This window comes from Gardnerella sp. CCPDSM (assembly GCF_056754715.1).
Map to the genome: position 1 here is coordinate 1 of NZ_JBQEQO010000015.1, position 4,310 is coordinate 4,310.

Genomic DNA, 4,310 nt, shown 5'->3' on the forward strand with positions numbered 1-4,310 from the left:
AGCAGCATCAATAGCTTTCTCAATAGCGTTTACTGTTTCAACATCACTTTTAGGGATAAGCAGTGAAACACTATATTTTTCAGGGCCGCCGTTAATAGACTTTGGCTCCCAACCGTTGAAATAGGAAAGACGCGTGTTCTTACCAGTGATAACCTTAGTTTTGTTAAATCCGCTCATTTTACTTTTCCTCCTTAAATTCTTGATTAATATTTTGAACGTTAACTTTTGCCCGCTTATCCGAGTCTGGTACGAGCGTAAGTTTTCCGGACGGTTTTATAACGAGGTCGCCCAGAATATCCTCAAATTTTTTCTTGCCCATCAGCTTTTGCATTTCTGTTAAACCGATAAGACTAGTTTTGAAAATGTTGGTAAAGCCATGAGCTTTTGCTTTCTCAATAACAGCTGTCTCATCCTTAAACTTGCGAACTGATCTGCCTTCTACGAGTTTGAAACCATGCCACTGTTTCCCGTGGTTAATAGCGGAATCTGTGGCGTACGCTAAAACATCATCAGCCCACTTTGTTAACTGTGGAATAAGCGTGAGTACTTCTTCAATCTCACTATCCGTTAAAACAGAAGGCGGTTTGAACTCAAATTCTGCGAGTTTAAGGTTTTCTTCCGCCCGTTTACGGCACGTGGCTTTTGCCCTGCAAAACCTGCACCAGTCTCCAGCTTCAAATTCGCCTTCGCCTGCGCCTGCAAGCTCTGCTTTTGGTTTAAGCACGCTTTCAGCCCAACAGATAAGCTCCGTGACAGGTAGTGTGAAAGTTGATACGTTGTCACGACGTGGCTGAAAAATACTCATCTCAACAGTTTGAATCTCGTACAAGCTGTCGAAAAGCGTTAAAGCTCCAAGCGCGTAGCATTTCATCTGAGGATTCTCGTAAGCATCAACCAGCACGCCTTGACCGTACTTAAAGTCGATAACCTGCAGCGTTTTTTCGCCTACAATAATGCAGTCCGCTGTACCAAACCCGTCCGGCACGTAAGCTGAAAAATCAACTTTCTGCTCGATGAGAAGAATGGGATCTTGACAGTTAAGTTTTGCCTGCTCGTATTTTTCCAACACGAAATCCACGTAAGCATCCGAGCATTCCTGCATCTCGTTTGAGTCATACTCGGTTGACGGTTTTTCGCATGGACGGTTAAGAAGCTTATTCAGCTTGTACTCACACCACGCGTGTGCCGCCGTTCCTTCCTCGGCTGCCACAGAAGTGGTGTTTTCAAACTTTTCTTCTAAAACAGCACTCGGAGTACACTTAATCCACCTGTGAGCAGAAGATGGGGAAAGTAAAGCATGCTTAGTCACTTGTCATACCTTTCGCCTCTTCAAGAAGCTCAGCGTACTTACTTTCATCAAGTTCTGAAAGCCTGTTAGCTCCGAACTTGACGATAAGCGCTTTTACTTCCGCGGTTTTACCATGTTGGCTAAGTTTTGCTAAAACCGCTCGCACATCCTCTAAACTCACCTTTTTAACAGACTCCTTATTATTAGGAACTGTTTCTTTACAACCAGCACCAGAAGCACCGGCATCATCAAACAGAGTTTTAAGATGAGCTGTTAAGTTTTCCAAGTCTTTGATGACTTCTCTCAATATTTCCTTGTTCACGGTTTTTCCTCCTTAAACTTCTTTGACATCAACTGACTGAACACTTTTCCCGGGATCTAATAGGTAGACTTGCGAGTAATCACCAAACAGCCAGCGGATAAACCGTTGAGGTAAGCGCATCACAGCTCCACGTAGAACCTGTTTCTTCTCACCGTTTTCACCGGTGACGTTAATAACGATCTTGTGTTTCACGAGTTTTGCCTCCTTTCTGTAAGGGGTTTCTTCCTTACACATCACAGGCAAAGAAAAAGGAGGAGTTTTTAACCTCCTCCAAATAAAATTTCTAGAATTTTTTTAACGCGTTTTTCTAAGCTTTTCGAGAGCCTTATCTAGATGCTTTTTCACACCGGCAGACGAAATACCAAGCATGCTCGCAATCTCTGACTGAGTGTATCCTTCAACAAACATCAGTTTTACTACTTGACTCTGCTTATCTGTCAGCACTGAAAGCATAGATTCTGTTCTCTCTGACATTTCAAAACCATAATCGTTGGTAATAAAACCATAATCATCAGTAGTACTGAGCGCTTCAGCAAGATGACTTTTATCTACTTCAAGCTCACCATCTGCATCAAAATCCAGTGAAAGATTATAGTTACGTGGAAAATGTTCTTCAGCAGCATACTCCACGTCATCCTTGTTAGGCTCATAACCATGCTTAAGATTAAAATGCTGGATATATTCTTCTTTCCAAGCTTCAATTTCAGCTTTTTCTTCAGCAGTTCTACCTGGACGCAGGTTCTTATTGTTGTAGTAAACCTCACTGTCATCCATTGAGTGAAGCATTTTAATATCCGCTTGAGTGACACCATTTTCGCCCGGCTTGATTTCGATAGTTTCTTCACTATAACTACCATCTTCATTACGAACACAACTTGTATACTTATATGTTGCTCGATTGTTGCTATTAGTTTTGCGAGTCCTCATGCTCACCCTTCCCGCCTGCAGCGGTAGGGTGAAGACACATACAAAAAAGAGCCGATACTTTATGAAGTACCGACTCTAATACCTGAAAAATAGCCATAGTAGAATAGAGGTACTTCATAGGAGTCATGAAAAACCATGAGGATCCTATTGACGTATCTCATCGCCCTATAGCTAATCAGGCTTTAACCGTTTATTAGTAGTGTCTTATTGATTAATCATTAACCACAATCTTGTTAATTGTTCCAAAAATTCTTATAACATTTACCCGCTCTTTCTTAAAACCCGTATCATGAGTGTAAAAAAGAGTGGAATAATCTCGTTTTTATAACAGTTTGACATGTAAAAACCACACTTGCCTTGAAAGCTACGTGCTTTGAGGTTTAAGCGTTAACAATGTTTTCACCCCCCTTCTCGTTAAACAACACTCGTTTTAGAAAACAAAACGAGCATTAGCCACGCTCTAATAGAGTCCCAACCGTGGCTAATAAAGTCCCAACTGTATTTAATACAATCCCAACAAATCTAATATAATCCCAACCGTATTAATATCAGAAATCCTCACTCCGCAAAAAGTGTTATAGGCCTAACTACTTTTAGTGTTACCGTTAGAGCTGCTGATTAAAACACTTCAGATAAAGCGTTCAAGTTATTACTATGCTAAAAATGCTCTTCAAAAAAACTGACAAATACGCACATATACGAGGTTGCATACACAAGATTGCAGAAGAAAACTTCTTTACTTATGGCTCTCCTAGAATATGGTTAGTATTGAGAACTAAAGGTATTAAAGTATCTGAAAAAGTAGTAAGACGACTCATGAAAGAAGAGTTAATTGAGGTTAGATATGCCAGGCGTAAAAGACGCTATTCAAGTTACATAGGAGAAATTACTCCCGCATGCAGTAACATCGTTAACAATAATTTTCATGCAGATTCACCTAATAAGATTTGTCTTACAGACATTACTGAGTTTTCAGTAAAAGAGTCAAAACTCTATTTAAGCCCTATGATTGACTGTTTTGATAGTAAAGTGGCCTCTTACGCTCTTTCAAACCACCCAGATTAGTGTCTTGTAGATGAAATGTTAGAAGGGGCTTTAACTACCCTTAAGATTACAGAATGTAAAAGCTTAGCTATTCATACAGATAGAGGAGGTCACTATAGAGGCGGTAGGTGGATTGAGAGATTAGAAGGTCTTGGTATTACACGCTCCATGTAAAGAAAAGGAAACAGTGGAGATAATGCTGCCTGTGAAGACTTTTTTGAACGAATGAAAACAGAAATGCATTATCCACTTAACTGGGATAGTACAGAAGAATTACGTCAAGCTATTCATACTTATATTGATTTTTACAACAATCACAGAATTAAAATGGGGCTTAAAAGACAATTATGGAACATCGTGCTATGATTGCACAAAATGTCTAAAAATTGTCCTAAGCCCCTTTTGTTTTCAATGTCAAGTAATGCTGAATGTTAAGCTTTTTTAGCTTAATAACAGCGAGTTTTCCGTGGTATTTCAACGATAACTCGGGTTTTTAGACACACTTTTTTGCCGCTTATCCTCAAAAATGGTTCCTTCATTAGGCAACGACATCGTTGTCATCAAAGCAAGCATGAACATAAGCGGACCGAGCGCATTCCCATACGTTTTGAACATCACACCAAAATCATGGCCGAATACCACCATCGACAAGTAAAGGAACATAAAATTCACAGCTGTAAACAGAACCAACTTCAGCACGAACATAAGAACCTTGTACATAAGAATATT

7 protein-coding genes and 1 pseudogene are annotated in these 4,310 nt (G+C 39.9%); 2 read left to right on the plus strand and 6 right to left on the minus strand.

All coding sequences use genetic code 11. The annotated features are described in order from the left end of the window. From ACTJLE_RS06110 to ACTJLE_RS06130, 5 genes are all read right to left on the minus strand, one after another. The coding region (locus tag ACTJLE_RS06110) for an ssDNA-binding protein (protein ID WP_481267867.1) at positions 1-177 on the minus strand (177 nt) is incomplete at its 3' end. A gap of 1 nt (position 178) precedes the next feature. Next, on the minus strand, positions 179-1,309 hold the full coding sequence (locus ACTJLE_RS06115) for a DUF2800 domain-containing protein (RefSeq protein WP_481267863.1): 1,131 nt from the start codon (positions 1,307-1,309) through the stop codon (positions 179-181). Further along, positions 1,302-1,610, minus strand: coding sequence for a hypothetical protein (locus ACTJLE_RS06120; protein WP_464397538.1), 309 nt, complete (start codon positions 1,608-1,610; stop codon positions 1,302-1,304). Before ACTJLE_RS06120 ends, ACTJLE_RS06115 begins: the two co-directional genes overlap by 8 nt. A gap of 12 nt (positions 1,611-1,622) precedes the next feature. Then, positions 1,623-1,802: a hypothetical protein gene (locus ACTJLE_RS06125; protein WP_004114712.1), complete on the minus strand. Its 180-nt coding sequence runs from the start codon at positions 1,800-1,802 to the stop codon at positions 1,623-1,625. Positions 1,803-1,904: 102 nt separating this feature from the next. Further along, positions 1,905-2,537, minus strand: a complete 633-nt coding sequence (locus ACTJLE_RS06130; RefSeq protein ID WP_481267864.1) for a sigma-70 family RNA polymerase sigma factor — start codon at positions 2,535-2,537, stop codon at positions 1,905-1,907. Positions 2,538-3,191: 654 nt separating this feature from the next. Here ACTJLE_RS06130 and ACTJLE_RS06135 point away from each other — a divergent pair. Together ACTJLE_RS06135 and ACTJLE_RS06140 are read left to right on the plus strand one after the other, a co-directional pair. Next, on the plus strand, positions 3,192-3,602 hold the full coding sequence (locus ACTJLE_RS06135; protein WP_481267865.1) for an IS3 family transposase: 411 nt from the start codon (positions 3,192-3,194) through the stop codon (positions 3,600-3,602). Positions 3,603-3,773: 171 nt separating this feature from the next. Next, a pseudogene (locus ACTJLE_RS06140) lies at positions 3,774-3,947 on the plus strand (IS3 family transposase); the annotation flags it as partial. 108 nt (positions 3,948-4,055) lie between these two features. On the opposite strand, the gene ACTJLE_RS06145 reads toward ACTJLE_RS06140, so the two are convergent. Then, positions 4,056-4,310 (minus strand): hypothetical protein (locus ACTJLE_RS06145; protein WP_481267866.1); only part of this gene is annotated, 255 nt, incomplete at its 5' end.

What these genes read in the sequence shown, in the direction of transcription:
- ACTJLE_RS06130 (WP_481267864.1), bottom strand. Translation starts at nt 2,537, where the DNA reads ATGAGGACTCGCAAAACTAATAGCAACAATCGAGCAACATATAAGTAT.
- ACTJLE_RS06135 (WP_481267865.1), top strand. Translation starts at nt 3,192, where the DNA reads ATGCTAAAAATGCTCTTCAAAAAAACTGACAAATACGCACATATACGA.